The following is a 23416-nucleotide window of genomic DNA, read 5'->3' on the forward strand; positions in this document are numbered from 1 at the left end:
ATGATCAAACCCCATCCGACCGAACCGTTCCCCTCGCTCTCCGGCGCGCGCCTCTTTGGCAGCATGACGTTCCTTGCTGTGCTGCTGTCGATGAGCGTCGCCTTCTGCACGCTGATCCCGCCCCTCGTGTGGTGGCATCCATACGATGCGGCAGTTACCGTGCACCTCTCCGACCTCTGGTCGCAGGCCAAGATGCCTCATCTGGAGACGAGCGGGATCGGCGAGCTCGCGGCGTATCCGTTGCGCCTCGTGGCCGCCCTCATCGACGCCATGCCGCCGGGCGATCTCGTCATGCCCTTCGTTCTCCGGCTTGCGGTGGCCTGCGCAATCGGAGTTGCCGCGGCGCGAACGGTATTTCGACGCGTGCGTGACGTCAGCCCAAAACGTATCGCAGCGCTTCACGTCAATGGGCCACGGCCGCTGTGGAGTCCGTCAGGTGCCGGTTATCTAAACGCGACCTTCCACCCGCTGCGTCGGCAAACCGGCGAGGGCATCTTCCTGGCTCCGGGAACACGCTTGCCTATCGTCACTGAGAAGGAGGGTATCCTGCTGATGGGGCCGCCCGGGTCGGGCAAGTCCGTGATTGCGGAGGGTCTGATGAATCAGGCCCTGGGGCGTCGCGATCGGGTACTGGCCCTCGACGTGAAGGGACAGCTTGCCGCCCGGTTTGCGCGATACCGGCCGCTCGTCTTCGACCTCGCGGGAGCAAATTCGGTGGTGTGGGCGATCGGCCGAGACCTGCTGGATGATGCCGACGCCGATGAATTCGCGGCAAGCCTGATCCCGGATTCCCGGGATCCGGTCTGGGCTGAGGGATCGCGACTGATCCTGAGCGCGATCATCCAGCACCTGCAATCCGAGCGCGGCCAACGGTGGGGCTGGCGTGATCTGCACGACATGCTGTCAAAGCCGCCGGGCGAACTGGAGCCCATGATCCGCAAAATCGCCCCTGATGTCGCCGGCATGATCATGACGCGCGGCGAGGAGCCGGCGAATTTTATCTTATCCCTCCAATTCAACCTGATCGCCCATGTGGGCGCCACCGCCCGCCGCTTCGCCAAGTTGGAGCAGGACGGGACACGACCTCGATCGTTGCGTGCCTGGGCCGTTGCCGGACAGTGGCGCCGGCCGATCATCCTGCGCTACGACCTCCAGCGGCGCGACCGTTCGGCCGCCTTCGTCAAGCTCGTGCTGCGGATTCTTGCCGGAACCATCCTGGGCGGAGACGTCGAGGACGAGCATGACTGGCGCATATGGTTGTTCCTGGACGAGGTCTCGCGGATCGGGATCGACAAGAGCCCGGCCATCACGGATCTGGCGGCGCTGGGACGGTCGCGCGGGGTCCGCACGATTGTTACGGTCCAAAGCCCGGCCCAGCTGAGGGAATCCGAGGCGTTCCGGGAAAACTTCGGGCTACAAATCATATGCGGTCTGGCGCCCGGTGAAAGCGCGCAGCGCGTCGCCAAGGAATGGGTCGCACAGCGCACGGTTCGCGACGCTCGCATCCCCGCGCACGCCGACCAGCGTCAACAGGAGTGGACCATTCCGCCGGTTACGGTCTCCGAATATCAGTCCGACCTCGGCCTGAAATTCGACCTGTGGGGACGTCCCTTCATCCGGGCCGCCGTGCTCGGCCTCGCTGACATTCCCATCGTCGATTGGCCCTTGCATCGCTGGCTCCCGCGCAAAACGCGGGCCTGAATAGTCCAATCGAGAGCCGCCTCCGGGCGGCTCTCATTTTTTGAGCTTGCGGATTTTGTGGGGGGTCACGGGACCGATCGGTGCGCGATCTCCGGGATGCTTCCTCCATCATGGTTGCATCGCTCCAAATCGGCACCGCCTCGACGTACTACGCCCGGGACTATTATCACGGCGGCGAACGGCAGATCGCGGCAACATGGTTCGCGCGTGGCTCGCAGTTTGGTCTGACGCATGGTGGGGCCGTCGACATCGAGCGTTTTGCTCAGCTCCACGCGGGCCTCGACCAGGAGGGGCGCTGGCTGCTGACGACGGGCAGCCGCAAGGTTGAAGGCGTCGACTTCACCTTTTCGCCGTCCAAAAGCGTGAGCCTCGTCTATGCGCTCACGACGAATCTGGAGCTTCGCCGGGCCGTCCTCGACGCCCACCTGACGGGCGTCCACCGCGCGTTGGAGATTCTGGAGGACGAAGCGACTTACGCGCGCCGAGGCCGCGACGGGCTCCACCGCCAGCACGTCAGACTGACGGGCGCGCTGTTTACCCACGATACGGCGCGGCCGGCGCCCCACCTGGATGGATCGGTCTTTTCGGACCCCCAGCTCCACACCCATTCCGTCGTGTTCAACCTGGCCATGCGGAATGATGCTTCCATTGGGTGCATCGACACGCGTCTGGGACAGATCAAGACCTGCCTGGGATCGATCCATGCAGCTCATACCGCCTACGAACTGCGCAAGCTTGGTTTCGTCATTCGGGAGATCGGAAAGCACGGCACCTTCGAGGTGGGTTTTGATCCCGAAATCCGAAAATTCTTCTCCAGCCGCAGGAATCAGATCGAAGACGAGCTCGCCGAGAGCGGCCAGGATTCCGCCTCCGCACCTGCAGTAGCTGCGGCAGCCACGCTGTCGACGCGTCGCAGCAAGCAGCGCGATGATGGCACCGATCGCTTCGAACTCTGGCAGGGCAAGGCCGCCGAGCTGGGCCTCGTCCCCGGGCTCTGCGTCGAGAATCTGCGCGTGGCCCCGAACCTCGACCGCGGCGGTCGGGATGAGACGTTCGAAGCCGCGCTCGCGAAAATTCCCGAGCAGCTCACGGAGCATGAGGCGACGTTTTCGCGGATCGACGTGATCCGTGCTGTCGCGACCGCCCACGTTGGGACCGCGACCGATCCCGCGCATCTGATGCAACGCGTCGATCGCCTCATCGCGAGCGGCCGGATCGTCGAAATCAGAAAGGATCAACTCAAGGAGCCCGTCTATTCGACCCCGGAAATGGTCCGCCTGGAACGTGAGACGATTGATCTTGCAAAGCAGCTGGCGAATCGGCGCTGGTCTGGTCCAGACCTTGTCGCGCTGAACGAGAAGGCGGTCGCGGTCGGCCTGTCGAGCGAACAGGTCGCCGCCGTCAACACGCTGGCTGACGGGCGCGCCCTGGCGTTGCTTCAGGGCAAAGCCGGAACGGCAAAGACATATTCACTTAAACCGCTGGTCGGCCAGTTGAAGGAGGACGGACACCGCGTGATTGCGGCAGCCGCCTCCTGGCGCACAGCCGAGATGCTCGCGAGCGAATTGCAAGTCGAGGCGCGTGCCATCGATTCCTGGCTGGCCATTGCACGAACCGGCGGCCGCTTTCTCGATCCAAAGACCGTGCTCATCGTCGATGAAGTCGGGCTGCTTGGAGCACGGGCGACTCACGCGATCCTCAAGGAAGCCCTGAGCGACGCGGCGACTTGCGAACGGACATCGGTCGGTCCGATCACCGGACAAGTGAAGCTGGTGCTGTCCGGCGACTCCAGCCAGCTCAAGCCGATCGCGGCGTCGGCCGGCCTTGAGCTCGTCCACCTCGCGACCGAAGCGGCGGTGCTGCAGAAGATCGTCCGGCAGCGTGATCCGAAGATGCGCCGCGCGGTGGAGCACCTTGCACACCGCCGGGTCGACGAGGCCTTCAAGATTCTGGAGAGGGAAGACTGCATCGTCGAGACCGATGGTCAAAAATCCACCAACTCGACTGCTGTGGACAGATGGTTTGACGCCCGGCGGGAGCAACCCGGCAAGGATCATCTCCTGATTGCCCGCTCCAACGCCACCGTGCGCGGCCTCAATGCCGAGATCCGCAAGCGGCTTCGCGCTACCGGCGATATCCAGGGGCGGGACGTATCGGTCACGGCGTCGTCAGCATCAGGCGATCCCTATGTCTTGCGCCTCGCTGTCGGGGACCGGATCAGGTTCGGTCGCCGGGCCGAATTGGCTGGTCATCGGATCATCAACGGCACCTGCGGCAAAATTGAGCATCTTGAGCAGGACGGCCGCGACCACGCCAACATCACCGCGCGCATCGGTCGCTCCCGCGTCTCCTTCTCGACGAGGGCGGTAGCCGACGAGCACGGCCACGCACGTCTCGCTCACGACTACGCAACGACGGTCTACCAGTCACAGGGGCTGACTGCCGAGACCTGCACGGCTGTGATCGATGCCCACTACGTGCGGAATTCGCTCTATGTGGCCGCCAGCCGGGCGCGTGGACCCTTGTCGCTGGTCGTCGACGTCGCCGAGGTCGATGCCCATGTCAGAGCCGCGCGTTCGCGAGAGGCCAGGCAGAACGACGTTACTGCCAAGGAGCGTCGCGCCCTCCTGCTGAAATTGTTTTCTCGCGAGAGCACCAAGACGAGCACGATCGAGCCGTCCGAACTGGCGGATGCTACCGCAGTTGTCGCTCGCGATCGACAGCATCGCAAGAAGCGTGAGCTCGGCCATGAGCTCTAATCGCTCTCCAGCGAAGCCGCGGCCTTCCGATCCGGAGTTCTGGACCGTGGAGAGCGAATTGCCCGATCCGATCCCGGTCTCGAAGGCCGAGCTGGACGCAATCGAGCGATATTTCGGCGACCTGCTCGACGCGGTCTTCGATCCCAAACCCCGCACGATGCCGGGGGTGACTACGGCACCTCGAAAAGGAGAGAAGCGATGACCACCCATCCGTTCTACGAGCCCCGCATCCTGAAAATGGACTTGGAGAAATGCGCCGACATCGCCGTCGACAGCGGTGTCTGGCTGGTTGGCGAGGTCCTGGCGCAGGGTCCCTCGACCAACGGTGAATTCACGCCCGATACCCGCTACGTCTACAAGCCCCGGCACCGGGAGGCGGCGATCTTCCAGCTTCGTGCAATGAACGAGGAGCTGCGCCACCAGATCTTCATTGAGGGCTTTCTCAGGCTTCCGGATAATGGCGCGCAGGCCATGTTCCAGGGCCTGTGTGAGACGCACACCGAGATGCTGCACGAAGCCTTCCGCGCCGAATGGACGCGGCGCCACGGCAAGATGATCGATGTGAGCAAGATGCGCAGCAAAGCTGCGATCGAATTGCTTCACAAGCTCGTACCGCCCCGCTAGACTCGATCCATGACTTGAGGCAGGGGCAATATTCTCATGGCACGCAAGCATCTTCACGCATTGGAAACGCCCTCGACGAACGGAGTCAAGGCGACGCGAAACGTGCTCATCTACGTGCGCGTGTCGACCGACGCTCAGGCCCAGAATGCCCTCAGCCTGATGGATCAGGAGAACCAACTGGTTGCTCGCTGCAAGCGAGACGGCGAGAATGTCGTCGGCATTTTCCGCGACGAGGGTGAGACGGCCACGAACATGAAGCGGCCGGCGTTCGGACAGATGATCGCGCGCGCGACCGACGGCACGCGATCGGTCGACGCCATTCTCGTCTATTCGTTTTCCCGCGCGTTCAGAAACCAGTTCGAGCAAGAACTCACCGTCCGCGCACTGCGCAAGCACAAGGTTGAACTGATTTCATTCGCCGAGCCGCTGACCAACGACGCGAGCGGGGACCTGTTCAGAAAGTTCATCGGTATCGTCAACGAATTCCAGTCCGCGGAGACATCCCGCGCGACGACGCGCACCATGAAGGAGAACGCGCGCCGTGGATTTTCCAACGGCGGCATCATTCCATTCGGATACAAGTCCGTCGACGCGGAGATCATCGGAAACAAGCAGAAGAAAAAGCTCGCGATCGAACCGGTCGAGGCCGAGATTGTCGTTCGCGCCTTCGACCTTGCCCGGAACGGCGATGGAAACTCCGGCCCGCTCGGCACCAAGAAGATCGCGATCTGGTTGAACGAGCGCGGCTTCCGTTCGAGGAACGGCTCGTTGTTCGGCACCGGAACCGTCCACGAGATTCTCACGCGCGACGCCTATACAGGGGTTCGCCGTTTCAATGAGTTCAACCGCAAGGGCGATGGCGAACGCAAGGACGCCGACGAAATCGTCGAATATGATGTGCCGACGATCATCGATCGTGCCTTGTTCGACGAAGTCCAGGCCCTTCTGGTTGCGCGGCAGCCGCGAGCCAAAGGGCCGCGTCTGACCTCGGCGCCCTCCTTGCTCGGCGGACTGGTGCGCTGTGACTGCGAAGTATCTTGCGCGTTGACGACCGCGACAGGCACCTCCAGGACCGGAAAGATCTACGCCTACTACAAGTGCATCCAGGCCACCAAGCAGGCGCGCCACAAGCAGGGCGACGGGACGAGCTGCGTCAACCGAAAGGTTCCCCGTCCGGTCATCGAAAAGCTGGTTGTTGAGGCTCTGACCGATCAGTTGCTACAGCCGGACCGGGTGACTTCGATCTTGCTCGCCTTGAAAGCCCGCCGCGACGAGCGGCAGGCTTCCGCCGATCGCCGGATCGTCGATCTCGCCCGCCAGGCTTCTGAGGCCGAAGAGCGGTTGGGGCGCCTCTACGGCGCGATCGAGGCGGGTACCGTTGACGGCACCGATCCGACTCTCAAAGAGCGCGTTGCGGCTCTGAAAGCCTCCCGGGACAGAGCGGTCGAAGCGCTGGATTATGCGAACAAGTCGAGCGCAGCGCCGATCGAGATTGACCCTGTCGCTGTCGATCGGTTCACCCGCCTGATGCGCGAACAGCTGATCTCCGGCGATGTCGCAGCGCGGAAGGCCTATCTTTCGAGCATGGTGGACGCGATCATCGTGTCCGAAGACAAGATCCGGATCGTCGGTTCAAACGACAACATCCGGTCCACCTTTGGACCGGACGGGCAACCGACGCCCCGGGTTCGTAAATCTGTTCAGGAATGGTGCCCAGGGGCGGAATCGAACCACCGACACTGCGATTTTCAGTCGCATGCTCTACCAACTGAGCTACCTGGGCGTGCTGAGGGAAGGACCCAAAGAGAAGGTCAAGGCCCATCGAGCGGGCGGTTTATAGTGGGCTGAAGGCCGCCTGTCCACCCGGCTTCGCCTGAAGGCTACGCCGGGCGCGGCCCGGCTGTGCACAAGGTGGGGTGGCGTTGCCGCGGCTGGCGTGCGGCACGCTGGAAACTCAATTAAGTAATTGATATTGCTTGTCTACTCAACGTCATCCACCTCGTCGTCGCGGCCGGGAATGACGTAGGAGCCTTTCAGCCAGCGGTTCAGGTCGACATCGCGGCAGCGCGAGGAGCAGAACGGGTGGGTGGCCTGCACGGCGGGCTTGCCGCAGATCGGGCAGGTTTTGAGCGGGCCGGTGGGCATTTTGACCTGGTTGTCCATGATGTCGGCAGCTTACACGGGGTGAAAACGTTCAAGAGCCTGTCCGCAAACAGGTTCCTCGGGCGGACGCGCAGGCGTCGCGGCCCGGGTCCCGCGGGCCAATTCTACTGTGCATGGGGTTGTTTTCGAGATTTTTGTTAAGACCCGTCCGGCGCGGCATTCGCGCTCACACGGCGGTGGCGTTGAGCCAGCCGAAGCGGATCGGGAAGCCCTCGCCGCCGAGCAGCGTCGTGGTCTCGTAGAGCGGTAGGCCGACGACGTTGCTGTAGGACCCCACCATCTTCACCACGAAGGAGCCGGCGATACCCTGCACGGCGTAGCCGCCGGCTTTGCCGCGCCATTCGCCGGAGCCGATATAGGCCTGGATGTCGTCCTCCGACAGGCGCTTGAAGCGGACGCGGGTCTCGACCAGGCGCTGGCGGAAGGCCTCGCGCGGCGTGACGAGGCAGATCGCGGTATAGACGCGATGATTGCGGCCCGAGAGCAGCCGCAGGCACTGCGCCGCCTCGTCCACGAGATTGGCCTTGGGCAGGATGCGGCGGCCGACCGCCACCACCGTGTCGGCGGAGAGGATGAAGGCGCCGCGCAGTTCGTCGTCGAGCTGCACCGATTTCAGCGCCGCATCGGCCTTGGCCCTTGCGAGGCGATTGGCGCAGGCGCGCGGCAGCTCGCCCCGCTTCGGCGTCTCGTCGACGTCGGCCGGCCGGAGCGCATCCGGCTCGATGCCGGCCTGGTTGAGCAGCGACAGGCGCCGCGGCGAACCGGAGGCAAGTACGAATTTGGGGCGGCCAAGCATCAGGTGATTTTGGGGATGAGGCAGGGGTGAATTGCGCGCGGAACCTATCGGAAGGGGGCTGATTTCACAACCCGGGAACCCGGACTTTGCTGATTCGAGGTTTCCGACATGCCTGTGCCTGCAGTCTGTGACGCGGGTGTTACGCCCGCCGGATGCTACCCGCTCGCTGCGCCCACTTTCGCGAAGCGCCGGCGGATGCGCATCAGCAGCTGGTCGCAGACCTCGCGGTAGGCGGCGAGCTTCTGGTCGCGGCTGCCTTCGATGGTGGTGGGATCGTGGGTCGGCCAGTATTCGACGTCGGCGGCGAGCGTGCGGGTCAGCTCCAGCGCCTTGTGATGGGCCTCCGGCGACAGCGTGATGATGAGGTCGAAGTTCAGCCCCTCCCAGTCCTCCAGCTCCTCGAAGGTCTGCGGCCTGTGGACGGAGATGTCCTGGCCGAGCTCGGCCATCACGGCAACGGCGAAAGGATCGAGCTCGCCCTTCCTGGCGCCGGCCGACTTCACGTAGAGGCCTTGCGGAAACATGTGCCGCAGCAGGCTCTCGGCCATCGGCGAGCGCACGCTGTTCATCGCGCAGGCGAACAGCACCGATTGCGGATCGCGTGCGCGTGGGGGCGCAGCCATCCGCGCTTACCCCTTCCAGTGCAGAACAGTAATGAGCGTGAACAGCCGGCGCGAGGTCTCGAAGTCGACCCGCACCTTGCCCTTCAGCCGCTCCTGGAGCGTGCGCGATCCCTCGTCATGGATGCCGCGGCGGCCCATGTCGATGGCCTCGATCTTGTCCGGGGTCGCGGTGCGGATCGCCTGGTAATAGCTGTCGCAGATCATGAAATAGTCCTTCACGATCCCGCGGAACGGCCCCAGCGACAACAGATGCACGACCACGGGCGCGCCGTCCTCGCGGCGGATGTCGAACATCAGGCGGTTGCCGGTGATGCCGATATGCAGCGTGAACGGCCCCTTCCCGTCGGCGCCCTCCGGCGCGAACAGGTTCTGCTCGATCAGGTCGTAGATCGCAATCGCGCGCTCATGCTCGATATCGGGCCCGGAACGGCCGATCGATTCCTCGTCGAGGGTGACCGCGACGATGCGATTGTTGGAGTCGTCCTGTTCGGGCGGCTTTGTCATGACAGATTGAGGCGCAATCCGATCGAGCGCGAATGGGCGTCCAGCCCTTCCGCCTTGCCAAGCGTCATCGCAGCAGGTCCCAGCGCACGAAGCTGATCCGGGCCGCATTTCAGGATCGAGGTGCGCTTCATGAAGTCGTGCACCGAGAGGCCCGAGGAGAACCGCGCCGAGCGCGCCGTCGGCAGCACGTGGTTGGAGCCGCCGACATAATCGCCGATCGCCTCCGGCGTATGCGCGCCGAGGAACACCGCGCCGGCATTGCGGATCCTTGCGGCGAGCGCGTCGGGATCGGTCGTCATGATCTCGAGATGCTCGGCGGCAATCGCATCCGCAAGCGGGATGGCGTCGTTGAGATTCTTCACCATGATGATGGCGCCGAAGTCGGCCCAGGAGGCGCTCGCGATTGCGGTGCGCGGCAGCGTCTTCAGCTGCGCCTCGACCGCCTTCTCGACATCGGCGGCAAGCCGTGCGGAATCGGTGATCAGGATCGATTGCGCGCTCGTGTCGTGCTCGGCCTGTGCGAGCAGGTCGGCGGCGATCCAGTCGGCATTGCCGGTGTCGTCGGCAATGACCAGCACCTCGGAGGGACCGGCGATCATGTCGATGCCGACCTTGCCGAACACCAGCCGTTTGGCTGCGGCGACATAGGCATTGCCGGGGCCGACGATTTTTGCGACCGGCGCGATGGTGGCGGTGCCGTGCGCGAGCGCGGCGACGGCCTGCGCGCCGCCGACGCGGTAGATCTCGGTGACGCCGCCCAGCTTTGCCGCCGCCAGCACCAGCGGATTGAGCTTGCCGTCCGGCGAGGGCACCACCATCACGAGGCGCGAGACGCCGGCGACCTTCGCGGGCACCGCGTTCATCAGCACCGAGGACGGATAGGCGGCAGTTCCCCCGGGCACGTAGAGGCCGGCGGACTCGATCGCGGTATAGCGCCAGCCGAGCTCGACGCCGAGCGGGTCGGTGAAGCGCTCGTCCTTCGGCAATTGGCGGCGATGATAGGTCTCGATGCGGTCGCGCGCGAGGCTCAAGGCATCCAGCGTCGCGGCATCGCAGGCCTTCACCGCAGCCTCGATCTCGGCGGCCGAGACGCGAAGGCCGGATGCGTCCAGCGTCAGCCGGTCGAACTTCGCCGTGGCCTCGAGCAGGGCCGCGTCGCCGCGCCTCGCCACGTCGTCGACGATCGCGCGCGCGGCGGCCTCCACGTCGGCCGAGACCTCGCGCTTGGCAGCGAGGAAGGCCGCGAATCGCTGGTCAAAATCGGCGCTGCTGCGGTCGAGACGAACGGGCATGTCTGGCTTGGCTTCTGGCTGGTTTCTCGGGGCGATTGGCGCACCAGGTCCCCTGCTCAATGGCGCGGCGGCCTCCCGCCGTCAACCCTTGCGAGACGTCGTCGTCGCCCATCGTCATCCTGCTTCGATGTCGTCCTGGCGAAAGCCAGGACCCATTACCCCAACTTGTTGTAATTGAAGCAGGATGTGGTTCCGGCCCACTCCATCACGACCACCGGTGGTAATGGGTCCTGGCTTTCGCCAGGACGACAGCAGGAGTGGGGTCATTCCCATTCCTCACCCCTCCGCTTCGATCCCCGTCCCCAGTTCGTCCGCCCCGAGATCGGTCAGCTCGCATTCGAGGCATTCGACATCGAGGCGGATGGCGCCGCCCTGGGCGAACAAGAGCAGTGCGCTGCCGCCGGGCTCCTCGTCGTGGCCGTCCTGGGGGTGAAACTCGATGCCGACGAGGTCCAGGACCTCGTCCGGGGCTCCAAGGTCGATGTTGCGCGATTTGCAGGCAAGCACGCGATCGAAGCGGAGCGCGGCGACCAGCCGGCGCGGCTCGGTCTCGCCGTCCAGCGTCTGCTCCCAGTCCAGCCGGCTCATGCCGACCACCAGCCGCTTCTCGCTCTGCCGCCAGATGATGTCCGAGGCCTGCACCCGGGCATCCTGCACATGGGTGGAGATCACGGCGAGATCGTCGGCATCGAGCGCGATCAGTTTGAGCTGGGGCGACATCGCCGGCATTTCTCCTGGGGGGGCGGATACGGCCCAACGCGCGCGGCCGCGGAAATTTCCTTAGAACTAACGACCCGGCGGACTAGAGGCTATTGATATCCTCCATCTCCAGCACCTTGCGCGGATACCCCTCCCGGGCGACGCGGATCATGGCGCGGCCCATCTGCTCGGTGGAGGTGACGAGCCGCGGCGAAATCCGGCGCAGCACCGACCAGAGTGGCCAGGTTGCGGCGTACACGGCCTGCACCCAGGCGGTCTTGGAGCGGGCACCATGCAGGGGCTGGATCGCGCCGGGCCGGAACATGTAGGCGCCCTTGAACGGCAGCTTGAGCAGATCGTTTTCGGTCTTGCCCTTGACCCGCGCCCACATCCGCGAGCCCTGCTCGGTGGAGTCGGTGCGGGCGCCGGTGACATAGGTGAAAATCATCTGCGGATTGAGCCGCGCCAGCGTCGTCGCCGCGGCGAGCGTGAGGTCATAGGTGAGATGACGATAGCGCTCCTCGCTCATGCCGATCGAGGAGACGCCGAGGCAGAAGAAGCAGGCGTCGAAGCCGGTCAGTTGAGACTCGATCGCCGAATAGTTCGTGAAATCGTCGTGGATGATCTCGGTGAGCTTGGCGTTGCGCACGCCGGTCGGACTGCGGCCGACCACGAGCACGCGGTCGATGCCGGCATCGACCAGGCACTCGCGCAAGACGCCCTGCCCGACCATGCCGGTCGCGCCAAAGATGATGACTTGCATCGGGACGTCCCCAACAGCGTCGCGGCTCATGCGGCGACCGCGATGTCGTCGAAGGATACACCGGTCAGCGTTGCCGAGACATCCCACAGCATGGCCGCCGCGGCGAAATCCTTGGCCCATGGCATGATCTTCGCCGGCGCTGGCGGCCCCTTCAATTCATAGAACCCGTTCGGACCGTAATAGCCGCCGGGCTCGGCCGCCGGCGAGGTCGCCGCGAACAGCGTGGGCAGCGCGCCCTCGGCGGCGGACTGGCTGATAAACGGCTGCAGCCAACGGCCGACGCGCCACTGGAGCGTGTTGGCGCCCGGCCCGTTCGCAATGAGATCGGTCCGCGCGTAGCCGGGATGGGCGGCAACGCTGGTCACGCCCCAGCCGGCGGCGAGGCTGCGACGCTGCAATTCCAAGGCAAACATCAGCATCGCCAGCTTCGACTGGCAATAGGCCCGCCACGGACGATAGGAACGCTTGCCTTGCAGATCATCGAAATTGATCGCGCCGGAGCGGTGCGCGAGGCTCGAGAGATTGACGATTCGAGACGCTTTCGCCCGGCGAAGCTGCGGCAACAGGCGCGCCGTCAGCGCGTAATGGCCGAGATAGTTGGTACCGAGCTGCATCTCGAAGCCATCCTCGGTCTGCTGCCGTTTCGGCAGCGCCATCACGCCGGCATTGTTGACGAGGAGGTCGAGCTGCTCGTTGCCGGCGGCAAAGCGCTTGGCGAAATCGGCCACGGAGGACAGGCTGGCGAGGTCGAGATGCTCGTAGGCGATCAGCGCATTGGGAAACCGCTCGCAAATGCCCTCGATCGCCCGCAGGCCCTTTGCGTCGTTGCGTCCGGTGAGTATGACAATGGCACCGGCGCCCGCCAGCGCCATCGCCGTCTCGTAGCCGAGCCCGCCCGTCGCGCCGGTCACGACGGCGGTCCTGCCGCTGAGGGAGGGGATGTCTGCCGTGGTCCAGTCGGTCATGCCATAGCTCCAGGCTAGCAGGGGTGGAATAAGGCCCGCGACCGGTCTAAATGTGCACTAAGTGCAAATTTGCAAGAGGTGAAATAATTTGAAGGCTTCGAAGCAGGCTAGCAGACGCGTCAAGCCCTTGTCCTCCGGAGAAAAATCCCCGGCGGCGCCCGGCCTGCGCGAGCGCAAGCAGCAGCAGACCCGCGAGCGGCTGAAGCGCGCGGCGATGGCGCTGTTCCTGGAGCGCGGCTTCGAGACCACGACTATCGACGACATCGCGGCCGCTGCCGATGTGTCGCGCCGCAGCTTCTTCCACTACTTCGCCTCGAAAGAGGACGTCGTCGCCGCCTGGCAGGAGGATGCCGCGGCCGCGCTGGTCTCCGAGATTCTCGCACGGCCTGCGGACGAATCCATGCTGACGGCGGCGGAGAATGCGATCGCCGCGGCGGTCAAGCGGATCGATCCGACCGAGGCGGCAGCGATGTCGCGGCTCAAACGCGACAATCCCGCGCTCCACGCGCGCGACCAGCTCAAATACGAAAAGCTCGAGCGCGCGCTCGCGGACGGGCTCACGCAACGCTCCGGCCGCAAGTCGGACCGGCTGAAGGCCCGGCTCGTCGCCATGATCGCCACCGGCGCGATGCGCGTCGGCGGCGAGAGCTGGATCGGCGAAGGTGCGCGGGAGAAGCCGGAGGCTTTCGTGAAGCGCACGTTCGATGCGATCAGGGCGATATTGAAGTGATCGCTTACCCTCCCCTGGAGGGGAGGGTAAGCGCGGACTTACTCTTTGAAGAACGCCAGCAGGTCCGCGTTGATGGTCTCGGCATGCGTCGTCGGCATGCCGTGCGGGAAGCCCTTGTAGGTCTTCAGGATGCCCTTCTTGAGCAGCTTCGCGGACAACGGCGCGGAATCGGCGTAAGGCACGATCTGGTCGTCGTCGCCGTGCATCACCAGCACGGGCACGCTGATCTTCTTCAGATCCTCCGTGAAGTCGGTCTGCGAGAACGCGACGATGCCGTCGTAATGCGCCTTGGCGCCGCCCATCATGCCCTGGCGCCACCAGTTCTGGATCACCGCTTCCGACGGTTTTGCGCCGGGACGGTTGTAGCCGTAGAACGGGCCGGCGGCGATGTCGCGGTAGAAGGCCGAGCGGCCGGCGGCGAGTTGCACCTGGAAGTCGTCGAACACGCTCTTCGGCAGGCCGCCGGGATTGGCTGCGGTCTGCACCATCAGCGGCGGCACCGCGGAGAGGATCGCGGCCTTCGCCACCCGGCTCTCGCCATGGCGCGCGATGTAATGCACGACCTCGCCGCCGCCGGTGGAATGGCCGACGTGGATGGCATTCTTCAGGTCGAGATGCGCGGTGACCGCCGCAAGATCGTCCGCATAGTGATCCATGTCGTGGCCGTCTGCGACCTGCGACGAGCGGCCGTGACCGCGGCGGTCATGGGCAATGACGCGGTAGCCGCGCGCGACGAAGAACATCATCTGCGCGTCCCAGTCGTCCGACGACAGCGGCCAGCCATGGCTGAACACGATCGGCTGGCCCGAGCCCCAGTCCTTGAAAAAGATCTCGACGCCGTCTTTGGTGGTGATGGTGGGCATGGTGGGGCTCCTTCAGTGAGAATCATTCCGGGGCCCGCGAACCGCGAGCCGGCGACATCAAGATGGTTGCGCGATGTTCCAAGGGCGATGCCCCGCACCGCCCGAGACCACGAGAATCGGGCGATCAGACAAACGCCATCGGCTTGAAGCGGCGCCAGGCGCCGATGGTCAGCACCACGAAGAACACCAGCACGATGCCCTGCACCACGGCGAACACCGGGCCGGACGGCGGCGCCGGCGGCACGGCGGGCGCGAGCGCGGCGAGCGCCGGCACTTTCAGGAACGACTGGATCACCAGCACGAAGACGTTGAAGTACAGCGAGATCATCGCGGTGACGATGTAGACCGGGCGCCAGACGCCCGCGAGCTTCATGCCGTAGAGCGCGATGCAGGCGATCGCGAGCAGCACCAGCGAAATGATGCCGATGATGTGCGAGGGCAACAGCTCCTTGAACGGAAACAGGAAGCCGGTCGCGCTGGTGAGGATCGTGAACAGCAGGAAGATCGCGGTGAGGCCCGGCATCGGCTTCGAGCCGAGCAGGCCGAACATCACGACGAGGCCGGCGACGATGGCGATCAGGCTTATGATGACATGGACCATCGTGAAGACGGGCAAGCTCAACCCAAGAACCATGACATCTCTCCTACTCTCTGCATTGAGATGGAGATTAGTATTACGCCCCTCATGAGATTGCCACATGCGTTGTCGTCACACGCATGGGCAAAGCCATGCGTCATCGTGCGAATCGACAAACGCATGGCTGATTTTTTTTGCATCGCTGTCACAAACGACAGCAGGCTTCGACCAAAATTGAATCGATTGTTCACGCTTCCTTGGTGTCGAAGATCAAGAGGTCGGCACCGCCGCTGGCGAATTTCGGCACGTCGGCGCCTGTCGCCTTGCCTTCCGGACTGGCGAATGCCGCCTGAATGTCGGCCACGCTGTCGAAGGTGAGAATGGCGACGAGATGGATTCCGGAAGGACCTGCGGGAGATGCGACCGGCCCCTTGCTGACGGCGTATTTCTTCAGGCCGGGAAGCTTCTTGGCGAGCGGAATGTGGGTCTCGGCGTAGTACTTGTCGAAGGCCGCAGCATCCTTGGGTGTTTTGTAGAGCACGACGATTTCAGCCATTGAGTCCTCCCTTGGGAATCCTTGTTTTTCCACGCGCGATTGGCCTCGCGACCAGGCGATAGTCTGTGGGACGCAGCAAGATGGCAAGCCGGATTCGACTTGCCATTCCCTTGCCTTCTCCTTGACTAAAGCGCCGGTTTTGCGGCGTCGCCGAGATAGCCGTGCAGCGATGCGACGACTTGCGCGCCCTCGCCGATGGCGCCGCCGACGCGCTTGACCGAGCCGGAGCGGACGTCGCCGACGGCGTAGACGCCGGGCACGGAGGTCTCCAGCGGCGCCACGAGCCGGCCCTGGTTCTGCTCGGACTGCGCGCCCGTCACGACGAAGCCGCCGCGATCGAGCGTCACGCCGCAGCCGTCGAGCCAGCCGGTGGCGGGATCGGCGCCGACGAACAGAAAGAGATTGCGGATGTCGGCAGAATCCTCGTCGCTCGACAGCCGGCTCTTCCAGCGGATGCGCCGCAGCAGCGAGGCCTCGTCGCCCTCGAGCGCCGTGATCTCGGTGTTGAACATCAATTCGATGTTCGGCGTCGCTTCGATGCGCTCGATGAGATAGCGCGACATGCTGGCGCCCAGACCGCCGCCGCGGATGATCATCAGCACCTTTTTTGCGTGACCCGACAGGAACACGGCGGCCTGGCCCGCCGAATTGCCGGCGCCGACCAGGGCGACCTCCTCGCCGGCGCACAGCTTCGCCTCGACCGGAGAGGCCCAGTACCAGACGCCGCGGCCCTCGAACGTGTCGAGCTTTGCGATCTCCGGCCGGCGATAGCGCGCGCCGCTCGCGACCACCACCGCGCGCGAGCGCAATGTGTCGCCGCAATCCAGCGCGAGGGCGAAGGTGCCGCCACTGCGCGAACAGTCCAGCGACTTCACCGACATCGGGATCATGATCTCGGCGCCGAACTTCTGCGCCTGGGTGAAGGCGCGGCCGGCCAGGGCCTGACCCGAGATGCCGGTCGGAAAGCCGAGATAGTTCTCGATGCGCGCGCTGGCGCCGGCCTGGCCGCCGAAGGCGCGGGTGTCGACGACCGCAACCGAGAGACCTTCGGAGGCCGCGTAGACCGCGGTCGCGAGCCCTGCCGGCCCGCAGCCGACGATCGCGACGTCGTAGATCCGATCATCCTTCGCCCCGCCGATCATGCCGATGGCGCGCCCGAGCTCGATCTCGCTGGGATTGCGCAGCACGCTGCCGTCGGCGGTGACGACCAGCGGCCAATCTTCCGGCTTCGGCGAATAACGCGCGATCACCTCGGCCGCGTCGTGCTCGCTGTCGGCATCGAGCAGATGATGCGGCTGGCCGTTGCGGGTGAGGAAGCCCTGCAAGCGCACCACGCCGGCGGAGTTCGACGGCCCGATCAGCACCGGGCCACCGACGCCGCCCTGGATCAGGCTGACCCGGCGCAGGATCAGCGCGCGCATGATGCGCTCGCCGAGCTCGGCTTCGGCGACCAGCAGGGCGCGCAGCCGGTCCGGCGGGATCAGGACCACCTCGACATCGCCCTCGGCGCGTCCGTCGACCAGCGCCGGCCTCCCCGAGAGCTGGCCGAGCTCGGCCAGGAACTGGCCGGGTCCCTGGTCGATCACCGGGCTGACATGACCGAGCCCGTCGCGCTGGGTGATGGCGACGTGGCCCTTCAGGATGACGAACATGCCGGGCCCCGGCTTGCCGGTCTCGAACAGCAGCTCGCGATCCGAATAGGTGCGGAGCTCGCCGAAATGCCTGATGCGCTCGATCTCGGCCGATGTCAGCGCGGGAAAGGTCTGCTCGGGGCGCGTGAACCGCGACATCAGCGCCTCACGGTCGTTTCGTTGCTGTCCGTCTTGCCCCATTGCCACGTCGCTCAACTCCAAAATTTCCAGCCGCCGGATTTTAGCCGCCGGTCTTGCCGGCGGGCCCCTCATTTAGGGACCCATCTTCGTTCTGCGAGGGGTCGGCGCTTGCGGCGCGTTCGCGCGCCTGTAGCTTCCGCCGCTTCAGGTTTTCCCGCAGCGCCGATTTCAACCGGTCGTCCCGGGACGCCCTCGCCGGCCTCGTGCTTTTGTCGTTCTCGTCAGCCATCACCGGTCCATTGCAGCGGTCGGCGATAACATGCCCTATGAACGTGGCAGCTCAAGAGGCCCGCGCGATCCGATCGTGCGAAACTCCAAAATGAGGCGAATCCGGTAGCCCGGCCAACTGGCCAGTTGGGTGGGGAAATCGGAACCCGAATCGACGGAAAGTCGGTCGTTTCGAGCAAAAACAGCCCTTTTGACCCCGATATCGGCCCGATTTTCTCATTTTGGCAGGGCTTGCAAGCTTGCACAGGAGGGGGGCTTGTGGCAGATATCGGCCCGCTTGGTAGGCCCCTCGTGGCGGCCGATTCTAGATCCCAGCACATGCTGCCGTAGCTCAGTGGTAGAGCACTCCATTGGTAATGGAGAGGTCGACAGTTCAATCCTGTCTGGCAGCACCATTCTCTGGGTCAAATCACGCACAGATCAGCATTCTCGCGGCAGGTAGTGCCCGAGTTTTGTTCTCACCTTGACCCTCTTTAAGCGAAGAGGGCGCAGGGAAGGCCGGGTGCCGGCTGGCACCCACGATCCGCTGCGCGAAGAATTTGCACACGCAAATGCGCAGGCGGGACAACAGGTGGGCCGGAAAACACCCGGCCTTCCCTGCGCGATGGGCTGACGGCGTATGCGCGCTCTCCCCGGAGCCGAGTTCCTTCTGGCCTCCGTCACCTTGCGAATTGGCGATGCCCGAGACCCGGTCGAGCCCCGATTCATCTCCGCAAGGTTTGACCGTAGCAACGACGGTCAGGACCACGCGCTTTTGCCGTACGCAGCTCATCCGGCTTCGCTTTAACAGCTTCGCCGGACTTCGGCGCCGTCCGTCCGCACCGAGCAAGGACCTCACGAGGTTCATCTCGCCCTGGTCCCGCATTCGCGTGCCCGACGCAGCCGCGTCCACCGCACCCCGATCCACGTTCGTTACGACGTACGATCGCCCCTCTCCGAGGACCGGGATGGCGAGAGAATGCCGCAAACCCGAATTTCGGTAAAGCGGAATATTTTTGCAAAGGAGGGTTGACGGATTTTTGCGGGAGGCGGGTGTTTTGCCCGACGGGCAAATTGGCGAGCACGGAGACACAAGCCCGACGACACTCCGCAGACCTGATGCCGAGGTTCTTACCTGTTGGTCCGCGCCAGTAAGGCTAATTGTGCCTTTCGATTGTCGGTAAAGTTTTATCTATTATCGTCTTTGTCATTCATAACGAACCCGAGGCTCCGATAGTGTTTGCGTGTTGCCTGATCGTGACTGGGACTGTGCTGCTTCTGTCCGGCTTGGTTGCCTTCGGCTTTCATAGAAACTCGCTGCACTCAATGGCGCTGCTCTAGCCGCACCAGCGAGCCGGATCGTAGGATGGGTAGAGCGAAGCGAAACCCATCGAGATCTTGTTCAGACGAAGCATGATGGGTTTCGCAAGTGCTCTACCCATCCTACGCATGATCAGCTGTCTTCACCCACCTGATGCCCAGCAAAGCGATCATCCGCACGGCGCAGCCGGCGGCAAAGCTCGCGGTTGATGTTCTGCAGGACGATCACGTAGGCGTGGATATCGGCCTTGTAGCAGGCGTAGAGTTTTTGAGCCGTCAGCTCGTACAGCACCGTCGAGCTCTCCGCGACCACAGTGGCGGAGCGGTTTTGCATTTCGATCAGCGTCATCTCGCCGAAGAAATCCCCTCGCTCCAGAATGGAAATCGGGATGACGCTTCCCGAAGTCGCCCGTTTGCTCACCGCCAGCCGGCCGGATCTGACGATGAACATCGAGCGTCCCGGCTCGCCTTCCGCCACGACAGTCGCGCCGGCTTCGAAGCGGCACTCGACCAGCATCGACATCAGGAGGTCGAGACCTGTGTCCGAAAGACCGCCGAAGAACGGCGTCGCGAGCAGGAACGCTTTCAGATCGGGGGCACGGGCAACCATCGCGCGAGGATAAGCTTCGTTGCCTTCTGCGGCAAGCAGAGCAGACGACGCCGAACGTGTTGAAACAAAGCGGCCTGCAGATCGCGGCTCACTGCCGCGCAATGCTCTCGCCGCGCAGCGTCCTTCGCTTTCGCCAAACCTGAAGGTCAACCATGGCTTTCACGGTTGCCGCGAGGACGAGCGCGCAAAGCGCCGCCTTCGAGATCGTCTCCATCGTTCCCTCGATCAGCAGGCAATGGACCGCGCTGCCTGCGACGATGACGATCGCGAGAGGCATATGAACGAAACGCCACGTTCGCGGCCGCAGTCCCAAGCGCCGGCGCAGTAGAGCCAGGAGCGCGACGATGAAGATGGCCCACATGGCGATCACGCCGAAAGGCGAGAACGGCGTCGGCGACGAGAAAGTCAGGGCGTCGATCATGTCGGGGGGACTGGTGATCCAGAGGCCGGCGACATGGATCACGATCGCCAGAGCAAGCGCCCCACCGATCCAGTGATGCGCGCGCCGTCCGCGATAGGCCGACAGTCCCGGCAGATATCCGCCGATCAGCAGGGGCTGCACGAGCACGAGACCCAGCGCGATAATCCCCGCAAACCCGGCAAGGATATAGACCGGACCGCGCCATGCGAGCTGCTCGCTTCCTGCGGCAGCAGCGATCGGCACGCCAATGGCCGAAGCCAAGGCGCCCCAGATCAGGATCACCCGGGCCAGTTTCCACCCCGTCGTTCGCAATTCGCTCAGGCCGGCTGCAGAACGAAGTGCGCCTCGAGGCTGGTTTCCTTTGCGCTCCGCATCACCGGCCGCAGGAAGACGGTCATGAATTCACCGCTGTCATAGGCGAGGTGACCATGCGGCTGGCCGAAGATCGGAATGATCTGCGGCATCTCGAGCCGGAACTTGCCGTCCTTGTCGGTGAGCGTGGCGCCATGGCTCTGCGGCTCGTGCTCCTGTCCTTCGACCGTGTGCGCCCAGATCTGGATGCGCTGCCCGGCAAGCGGAGCGCCGTCGCCGGCTCGGCGGACGGTGCCGCTCATCCAGAAGCCGCCCTTGCCGATGCGATCCACGATCGCCGCGCCCTTGCGGTAGTTGTTCGCCCCGCCCGACATCGTCTCGGTCGGCGCGAGTCCGTCCGCGCGGGCCGGCAGCAGGAGCCCGGGAACGCCGGCTGTCAAAACCCCGGTTGCGAGAACGGAGCCGCCGGCGACGAGGAGGTTGCGGCGGCTGAGTACGACCATGGTCATGTCGATTCCTCCTGGCGACCGTTCAGTGGCTCTGCCAAGCATACAACAACACGCACGAGACGCCCAGTTGCGACAAAGGGCGCCATAGGTCGCAATAACAGTGTTGTGAACGGAGGCGCAGGCCGCTCAGACAGCCTCGTGGGATGGGTTGAGCGAAGCGAAACCCATCGAGGCTTTGTTCGACGACGAAACATGATGGGGTTTCGCAAGTGCTCTACCCATCCTACGCGCTATTCAGCCACGCTTGCCCTTTTGTCGTTCAAGGCGGAGCCTTTGTGCTCTCATACGTTTTATCTCTTCATTGAGAGCGTCGGTTTTTTCATCAAGGCGTGAATTCTCTGATTTCGGCTCGTCGCGCTGACGTATCTTTTCGAGCGCTTTCTCAACCGAGAGCTTGGTCGGATCGGCCATCGTACCTCTCCAGGAAGGAAATCGAAGCAACCAATGTCGGAAGTGAAAATGAAGCCAGGTTTTGAATGTTGACGTAAATCAAACCTGCGCTGGGAGTCCGCTGGGTCAAAAACGCTATCTGGCAGTTCGCCGGTCACCCGCGACAATTCCGAATGGCATCGTTGCGCCGGTGTCCGATCGACACTGCAACGCTAACATTCGGGCTGGCAGGTACTACATATGGAGCCCCGGCGCATATCGCCCTCCACCCGGACCCCCACGCATGATCCCCTTCTCCGTGCTCGACCTCGCTCCCATCCGCCAGGGTGGCGACGCCGCGCAGGCGTTTCGCAATTCGCTTGATCTTGCCCAGCACGCCGAGGCCTGGGGCTACAAGCGGTTCTGGCTGGCCGAGCATCACAACATGACGGGCATCGCCAGCGCGGCGACCTCTGTCGTGATCGGGCATGTCGCGGGCGGCACGAAGACGATCCGCGTCGGCTCCGGCGGCGTCATGCTGCCGAACCATTCGCCGCTGGTCATCGCCGAGCAGTTCGGCACGCTGGAGTCGCTCTATCCGGGACGGATCGATCTCGGGCTCGGGCGGGCGCCGGGCACCGACCAGTTCACAGCAAGGGCGCTGCGGCGTGACCTCGCCACCACGTCCGAGAATTTTCCGCATGACGTGCTGGAATTGCAGGCGTTGCTCGGCGATGTGCAACCGAACCAGACGATCCGCGCCGTGCCCGGCGTGGGGACCAAGGTGCCGCTGTGGATCCTCGGCTCGAGCACGTTTGGCGCGCAGCTCGCGGCGATGCTCGGCCTGCCCTTCGCCTTCGCCTCGCATTTCGCGCCACAGATGATGATGCCGGCGCTGCGCGAGTATCGCGCGCGTTTCGAGCCCTCGGCGCAGCTCGACAGGCCCTATGCGATGGTCGGTGTCAACGTGTTCGCGGCGGAGAGCGACGCCGAGGCGCAGCGCATGTTCTCCTCGCTGCAGCAGCAGTTCATCAATCTGCGCCGCGGCACGCCCGGCCCGCTGCCGCCGCCGGTCGACGACATGGACGCGCTGTGGTCGCCGGCGGAGAAGGCCATGGTCGGCCAGTCGCTGTCCTGCTCCGCGGTCGGCTCGCCCACCGAGGTCGAAGAGAAGCTGAAGGCGCTGATCGCCGAGACCGGCGCGGACGAATTGATGACCACCGGCCAGATCTACGACCACGCCGCCCGGCTACGCTCGTTCGAGATCGCGGCCGAGGTGCGCGGCCGGCTGGCGGCGCAACCGGCCCGGTGATCAAGGCATCACACGGCCGAGCCAGGTATGGCCGATCCTCACGCCTCGCGGATCGCGTTCATGAAGCTGGCGAGTTTCGCGCAGGTTGCAGTTACAGCATTGACGTCCTACACTCGGTGCCTGGAAGGGTAGCGTAGCGCCGATCCCTCAAGGACTGATCGTAGGCCGCCGATGGACGTGGTCCGCAGTCGAGCATTCGATTTCGTCGAGACGGTGCGGCAGCTTCCTGATGTCGCGAGCATTCTGGATGCGATGAGCCGCACGCTCGGCCAGCACGGCTTCGACTATTTCTGCAGCTCCTATGTCGCCCCGCTGTCGACCGAATCGCCGCGCGAGGCGGTTCTCGCCGAACGGTTGCCGGCCGGCTTTCTCGATATGTATTCCGAGGCGCAGTATGTGTGGCACGATCCCGCGCTGCGTTATTGCAGGACAACACTTCAGCCGTTCCGCTGGTTCAGGGAAGCGCCGTACGATCCGGAACGGGAGCCGCGCGCCGTCGAGCTCGTGCGACGCGCCCGCGACTTCGGCATGGTGGATGGCGTGGTGATCCCGGTCATCTCGCCGACGGGCCGCACCGGCCAGGTGTGGTTCGGCGGCGCCGAGATCGATCTGCCGGAGCGCGATCTCCCGGCGCTCCACCTCATGGCGCTTTACGCCTTCGACCGGGTGCTGAAGCTGCGCGGCCTGCCCGCGGCTCCGCAGCACGCACTGTCCTTGCGCGAGCGCGAGGTGCTGACGCTGGCGGCCGTCGGACGATCCAGCGATGAGATCGCCGACGCCCTGGCCATCACGGGACGCACAGTGAAGGCGCACATCAAGAGCTGCTGCAAGAAGCTCGGCGCAGCCACCCGCACGCAGGCCGTGATGATCGCCATGCGCGACCGGATCATCTCGCCCTGAGGTGCCAGG

General features: G+C 64.5%; 24 protein-coding genes, 2 tRNA genes and 1 pseudogene. 9 read left to right on the plus strand and 18 right to left on the minus strand.

Annotation, left to right across the window (positions count from 1 at the left end; translation table 11 throughout):
- From WN73_RS35285 to WN73_RS44765, 5 genes and pseudogenes are all read left to right on the plus strand, one after another.
- Complete coding sequence (locus WN73_RS35285; RefSeq protein ID WP_271556828.1) at positions 1-1701, plus strand: type IV secretion system DNA-binding domain-containing protein; 1701 nt, start codon at positions 1-3, stop codon at positions 1699-1701.
- A 110-nt stretch (positions 1702-1811) separates the two neighbouring features.
- On the plus strand, positions 1812-4460 hold the full coding sequence (gene mobF / locus WN73_RS35290; RefSeq protein ID WP_271556829.1) for a MobF family relaxase: 2649 nt from the start codon (positions 1812-1814) through the stop codon (positions 4458-4460).
- Between the two features lie 58 nt (positions 4461-4518).
- The gene (locus WN73_RS35295; protein WP_249759315.1) at positions 4519-4662 is read left to right on the plus strand and encodes a hypothetical protein; all 144 of its coding nucleotides are present in this window, start codon (positions 4519-4521) and stop codon (positions 4660-4662) included.
- Positions 4659-5084 carry a hypothetical protein gene (locus tag WN73_RS35300; protein ID WP_271556830.1) on the plus strand — a complete coding sequence of 142 codons (426 nt, stop codon included), beginning with the start codon at positions 4659-4661 and terminating at the stop codon, positions 5082-5084. The genes WN73_RS35295 and WN73_RS35300 overlap by 4 nt, the downstream gene beginning before the upstream one ends.
- A 159-nt stretch (positions 5085-5243) precedes the next feature.
- Positions 5244-5972, plus strand: a pseudogene (locus WN73_RS44765) (recombinase family protein); the annotation flags it as partial.
- Positions 5973-6791: 819 nt separating this feature from the next.
- Here WN73_RS44765 and WN73_RS35310 read toward each other — a convergent pair.
- The 9 genes from WN73_RS35310 to WN73_RS35350 form a co-directional block, all read right to left on the minus strand.
- Positions 6792-6867: transfer RNA gene (locus WN73_RS35310), tRNA-Phe, on the minus strand.
- A 197-nt stretch (positions 6868-7064) separates the two neighbouring features.
- Positions 7065-7247 carry a DNA gyrase inhibitor YacG gene (gene yacG / locus WN73_RS35315; protein ID WP_271556831.1) on the minus strand — a complete coding sequence of 61 codons (183 nt, stop codon included), beginning with the start codon at positions 7245-7247 and terminating at the stop codon, positions 7065-7067.
- A 166-nt stretch (positions 7248-7413) separates the two neighbouring features.
- Complete coding sequence (locus tag WN73_RS35320) at positions 7414-8043, minus strand: Maf-like protein (protein WP_011084077.1); 630 nt, start codon at positions 8041-8043, stop codon at positions 7414-7416.
- 155 nt (positions 8044-8198) lie between these two features.
- Positions 8199-8666: an arsenate-mycothiol transferase ArsC gene (locus tag WN73_RS35325; RefSeq protein WP_271556832.1), complete on the minus strand. Its 468-nt coding sequence runs from the start codon at positions 8664-8666 to the stop codon at positions 8199-8201.
- Between the two features lie 6 nt (positions 8667-8672).
- Positions 8673-9170, minus strand: coding sequence for a UPF0262 family protein (locus WN73_RS35330; protein ID WP_011084075.1), 498 nt, complete (start codon positions 9168-9170; stop codon positions 8673-8675).
- Positions 9167-10462: a histidinol dehydrogenase gene (hisD, locus tag WN73_RS35335; protein WP_271556833.1), complete on the minus strand. Its 1296-nt coding sequence runs from the start codon at positions 10460-10462 to the stop codon at positions 9167-9169. The genes WN73_RS35330 and hisD overlap by 4 nt, the downstream gene beginning before the upstream one ends.
- A 276-nt stretch (positions 10463-10738) precedes the next feature.
- Entirely contained in the window at positions 10739-11182 is a 444-nt protein-coding gene (locus WN73_RS35340) for a DUF2948 family protein (protein WP_028173638.1), read from the minus strand.
- Positions 11183-11264: 82 nt separating this feature from the next.
- A complete protein-coding gene (locus WN73_RS35345) occupies positions 11265-11924 on the minus strand; it encodes an NAD-dependent epimerase/dehydratase family protein (RefSeq protein ID WP_028173639.1) in 660 nt (219 codons plus the stop codon).
- 26 nt (positions 11925-11950) lie between these two features.
- Positions 11951-12889, minus strand: a complete 939-nt coding sequence (locus WN73_RS35350; protein ID WP_028173640.1) for an SDR family oxidoreductase — start codon at positions 12887-12889, stop codon at positions 11951-11953.
- 88 nt (positions 12890-12977) lie between these two features.
- On the opposite strand from WN73_RS35350, the gene WN73_RS35355 reads away from it, so the two are divergent.
- Positions 12978-13619 carry a TetR/AcrR family transcriptional regulator gene (locus WN73_RS35355; RefSeq protein WP_028173641.1) on the plus strand — a complete coding sequence of 214 codons (642 nt, stop codon included), beginning with the start codon at positions 12978-12980 and terminating at the stop codon, positions 13617-13619.
- Positions 13620-13657: 38 nt separating this feature from the next.
- Here the strand turns inward: WN73_RS35355 and WN73_RS35360 are convergent, their stop codons facing one another.
- From WN73_RS35360 to WN73_RS35380, 5 genes are all read right to left on the minus strand, one after another.
- On the minus strand, positions 13658-14482 hold the full coding sequence (locus tag WN73_RS35360) for an alpha/beta fold hydrolase (protein WP_028173642.1): 825 nt from the start codon (positions 14480-14482) through the stop codon (positions 13658-13660).
- A gap of 124 nt (positions 14483-14606) precedes the next feature.
- Complete coding sequence (locus tag WN73_RS35365) at positions 14607-15116, minus strand: hypothetical protein (protein WP_028173643.1); 510 nt, start codon at positions 15114-15116, stop codon at positions 14607-14609.
- A gap of 190 nt (positions 15117-15306) precedes the next feature.
- Positions 15307-15615, minus strand: coding sequence for an EthD family reductase (locus tag WN73_RS35370; RefSeq protein WP_028173644.1), 309 nt, complete (start codon positions 15613-15615; stop codon positions 15307-15309).
- A 125-nt stretch (positions 15616-15740) separates the two neighbouring features.
- The gene (locus WN73_RS35375; protein ID WP_161536947.1) at positions 15741-17447 is read right to left on the minus strand and encodes an FAD-dependent oxidoreductase; all 1707 of its coding nucleotides are present in this window, start codon (positions 17445-17447) and stop codon (positions 15741-15743) included.
- A gap of 40 nt (positions 17448-17487) precedes the next feature.
- On the minus strand, positions 17488-17676 hold the full coding sequence (locus tag WN73_RS35380) for a hypothetical protein (protein WP_271556834.1): 189 nt from the start codon (positions 17674-17676) through the stop codon (positions 17488-17490).
- A gap of 319 nt (positions 17677-17995) precedes the next feature.
- On the opposite strand from WN73_RS35380, the gene WN73_RS35385 reads away from it, so the two are divergent.
- Positions 17996-18070: transfer RNA gene (locus WN73_RS35385), tRNA-Thr, on the plus strand.
- 1037 nt (positions 18071-19107) lie between these two features.
- On the opposite strand, the gene WN73_RS35390 is transcribed toward WN73_RS35385, so the two are convergent.
- The 4 genes from WN73_RS35390 to WN73_RS35405 form a co-directional block, all read right to left on the minus strand.
- The gene (locus WN73_RS35390) at positions 19108-19584 is read right to left on the minus strand and encodes a cyclic nucleotide-binding domain-containing protein (protein WP_271557210.1); all 477 of its coding nucleotides are present in this window, start codon (positions 19582-19584) and stop codon (positions 19108-19110) included.
- 88 nt (positions 19585-19672) lie between these two features.
- Positions 19673-20287, minus strand: coding sequence for a ferric reductase-like transmembrane domain-containing protein (locus tag WN73_RS35395; protein ID WP_271556835.1), 615 nt, complete (start codon positions 20285-20287; stop codon positions 19673-19675).
- Between the two features lie 35 nt (positions 20288-20322).
- Positions 20323-20826 carry a Twin-arginine translocation pathway signal gene (locus WN73_RS35400; protein ID WP_271556837.1) on the minus strand — a complete coding sequence of 168 codons (504 nt, stop codon included), beginning with the start codon at positions 20824-20826 and terminating at the stop codon, positions 20323-20325.
- A gap of 234 nt (positions 20827-21060) precedes the next feature.
- Positions 21061-21237, minus strand: coding sequence for a hypothetical protein (locus WN73_RS35405; RefSeq protein ID WP_271556839.1), 177 nt, complete (start codon positions 21235-21237; stop codon positions 21061-21063).
- A 262-nt stretch (positions 21238-21499) separates the two neighbouring features.
- Here WN73_RS35405 and WN73_RS35410 point away from each other — a divergent pair, with 262 nt between their 5' ends.
- Together WN73_RS35410 and WN73_RS35415 are read left to right on the plus strand one after the other, a co-directional pair.
- Positions 21500-22507: an LLM class flavin-dependent oxidoreductase gene (locus tag WN73_RS35410; protein ID WP_271556841.1), complete on the plus strand. Its 1008-nt coding sequence runs from the start codon at positions 21500-21502 to the stop codon at positions 22505-22507.
- 171 nt (positions 22508-22678) lie between these two features.
- Positions 22679-23407: a helix-turn-helix transcriptional regulator gene (locus WN73_RS35415; protein WP_161533123.1), complete on the plus strand. Its 729-nt coding sequence runs from the start codon at positions 22679-22681 to the stop codon at positions 23405-23407.
- The last annotated feature ends 9 nt before the right edge of the window (positions 23408-23416 follow it).

The organism is Bradyrhizobium sp. CCBAU 45394 (genome assembly GCF_028128655.1).
Classification (GTDB): Bacteria; Pseudomonadota; Alphaproteobacteria; order Rhizobiales; family Xanthobacteraceae; genus Bradyrhizobium; species Bradyrhizobium diazoefficiens.

Coding starts and splice junctions, on each gene's coding strand:
- mobF (WP_271556829.1), top strand. CDS start 1,812: ATGGTTGCATCGCTCCAAATCGGCACCGCCTCGACGTACTACGCCCGG.
- WN73_RS35380 (WP_271556834.1), bottom strand. CDS start 17,676: ATGGCTGACGAGAACGACAAAAGCACGAGGCCGGCGAGGGCGTCCCGG.
- WN73_RS35370 (WP_028173644.1), bottom strand. CDS start 15,615: ATGGCTGAAATCGTCGTGCTCTACAAAACACCCAAGGATGCTGCGGCC.
- WN73_RS35330 (WP_011084075.1), bottom strand. CDS start 9,170: ATGACAAAGCCGCCCGAACAGGACGACTCCAACAATCGCATCGTCGCG.
- WN73_RS35325 (WP_271556832.1), bottom strand. CDS start 8,666: ATGGCTGCGCCCCCACGCGCACGCGATCCGCAATCGGTGCTGTTCGCC.
- WN73_RS35360 (WP_028173642.1), bottom strand. CDS start 14,482: ATGCCCACCATCACCACCAAAGACGGCGTCGAGATCTTTTTCAAGGAC.
- WN73_RS35410 (WP_271556841.1), top strand. CDS start 21,500: ATGATCCCCTTCTCCGTGCTCGACCTCGCTCCCATCCGCCAGGGTGGC.
- WN73_RS35400 (WP_271556837.1), bottom strand. CDS start 20,826: ATGACCATGGTCGTACTCAGCCGCCGCAACCTCCTCGTCGCCGGCGGC.
- WN73_RS35415 (WP_161533123.1), top strand. CDS start 22,679: ATGGACGTGGTCCGCAGTCGAGCATTCGATTTCGTCGAGACGGTGCGG.
- WN73_RS35365 (WP_028173643.1), bottom strand. CDS start 15,116: ATGGTTCTTGGGTTGAGCTTGCCCGTCTTCACGATGGTCCATGTCATC.
- WN73_RS35350 (WP_028173640.1), bottom strand. CDS start 12,889: ATGACCGACTGGACCACGGCAGACATCCCCTCCCTCAGCGGCAGGACC.
- WN73_RS35405 (WP_271556839.1), bottom strand. CDS start 21,237: ATGGCCGATCCGACCAAGCTCTCGGTTGAGAAAGCGCTCGAAAAGATA.
- yacG (WP_271556831.1), bottom strand. CDS start 7,247: ATGGACAACCAGGTCAAAATGCCCACCGGCCCGCTCAAAACCTGCCCG.
- WN73_RS35375 (WP_161536947.1), bottom strand. CDS start 17,447: ATGGGGCAAGACGGACAGCAACGAAACGACCGTGAGGCGCTGATGTCG.
- WN73_RS35320 (WP_011084077.1), bottom strand. CDS start 8,043: ATGCTTGGCCGCCCCAAATTCGTACTTGCCTCCGGTTCGCCGCGGCGC.
- WN73_RS35340 (WP_028173638.1), bottom strand. CDS start 11,182: ATGTCGCCCCAGCTCAAACTGATCGCGCTCGATGCCGACGATCTCGCC.
- WN73_RS35345 (WP_028173639.1), bottom strand. CDS start 11,924: ATGCAAGTCATCATCTTTGGCGCGACCGGCATGGTCGGGCAGGGCGTC.
- WN73_RS35390 (WP_271557210.1), bottom strand. CDS start 19,584: ATGGTTGCCCGTGCCCCCGATCTGAAAGCGTTCCTGCTCGCGACGCCG.
- hisD (WP_271556833.1), bottom strand. CDS start 10,462: ATGCCCGTTCGTCTCGACCGCAGCAGCGCCGATTTTGACCAGCGATTC.
- WN73_RS35285 (WP_271556828.1), top strand. CDS start 1: ATGATCAAACCCCATCCGACCGAACCGTTCCCCTCGCTCTCCGGCGCG.
- WN73_RS35300 (WP_271556830.1), top strand. CDS start 4,659: ATGACCACCCATCCGTTCTACGAGCCCCGCATCCTGAAAATGGACTTG.